At 69.5% G+C, this 1,494-nt stretch carries 1 protein-coding gene; it reads left to right on the top strand.

From position 1 onward, the window contains the following. Positions 1 to 373 precede the first annotated feature (373 nt). A partial coding sequence (locus D7V93_RS42950; RefSeq protein WP_208723349.1) for a serine/threonine-protein kinase occupies positions 374 to 1,494 on the top strand: 1,121 nt, incomplete at its 3' end.

Below are 1,494 nucleotides of genomic sequence, written 5' to 3'. Positions count from 1 at the left end.
GGGTGGAGACGGAGGAGCAGGTGGCCTTGGTGGAAATGGTGGAGGTGGTGGGGGTGGTCCTTCCGTTGGCATCTGGTGCAGCAACGCGAACATCTCAACTGAGGGAGCGGCCCTCAGCTACGCCGTAGCTCCTGGAGGACCTGGGGGCGTGAGCATTGGCGGGATTGATGGAGGCCAAGGAGACTCGCTTAACTCCATCGGCTGCCTTACTTCCGACGGCGGAGTTTTTTGACCCACTCGCCCCGCCCGCTGCTGTCAGGCAGCGGGCGTGAGGGCGCGACCCGGGGGCAAGAGCCTGTTCGCTCGCCCTCCGTGCGCCCGGCCACGGCTTCGCTTCCCGGGATTTCACCTGTTACGCTCCCCTGCGGTGGAGATGTCTTCCGAGCTGATCTGCGAAACCTGCGGCCTCACCGTTCCGTCCGACACGGCGGTGTGCCCTCGTGACGGCACCGTCGTGCTGTCGTCGTTCCAACCGCCTCCACCGGAACCGAAGGTCATCGTGGAGCACCCGCCAGCGGGCATTGAGTCCACCGTCATCACCGACCCCCTCATCGGCCTGAAGCTGGGCGAGTACGAGCTGCGCTCCCGCATCGGCGTGGGCGGCATGGGGCTCGTCTACGACGGCATCCAGCCCCTCATCGGCAAGCGCGTCGCCGTGAAGGTGCTGCGCCCGGAGCTGGCGCACTCCTCCGAACAGGTGGCCCGCCTCCTCGCGGAGGCCCGCGCCGTCAACGCCATCCGCCACCGCGGCATCATCGACATCTTCGGCTTCGGCCAGCTCCCCGACGGTCGCCAGTACATCGTCATGGAGTACCTGGATGGCCAGCCGCTCGACGCCATCCTCTCCGAGAAGGGCCGCCTGCCCACCATCGAGGCGCTGGCCCTGCTCGAGGAGGTGCTCGCCGCCCTGAGCGCCGCGCACGGCGCGGGCGTGGTGCACCGCGACCTGAAGCCCAGCAACATCTTCCTCGTGCGCCAGCCGGACGGCTCGCGCTACGTGAAGCTGCTCGACTTCGGACTCGCCAAGCGCGGCGAAGGCCCCACCGTCCGCACCGCGCAGACGCGCACCGACATGGTCGTCGGCACTCCGGAGTACATGGCGCCCGAACAGGCCCGCGGCCAGTCCGTGGGCCCCATGACGGACCTGTACGCCATGGGCGTCGTCACCTTCGAGATGATCACCGGCCGGCTGCCCTTCATCGGCAGCTCGCCCGTGGACCTCCTCATGAAGCACGTGGAGGCGCGCCCGCCCCGTCCTTCCGAGTTCGTCCCCGACCTGTCGCCCGCCGTGGACGCCTTCATCCTGCAGATGCTCACCAAGGATCCGGAGACGCGCCCCAACTCCGCGGATGCCCTGCGTCAGCACCTGTCCAAGCTGCGCCGCACCCTCCGCGCCACCCGCACCAACCCCACCGCGCTCGCGCCCACCGAGGAGCCCGCGCCCAAGCCGCGCCCCGCCGTCGTCAGCGACGCGGACGCGCGCCGCCCCACCAC

Source organism: Corallococcus llansteffanensis (genome assembly GCF_003612055.1).
Classification (GTDB): domain Bacteria; phylum Myxococcota; class Myxococcia; order Myxococcales; family Myxococcaceae; genus Corallococcus; species Corallococcus llansteffanensis.
The sequence above is the reverse complement of the archived record's forward strand: the minus strand, read 5'-3'. Positions and strand labels throughout refer to the sequence as shown.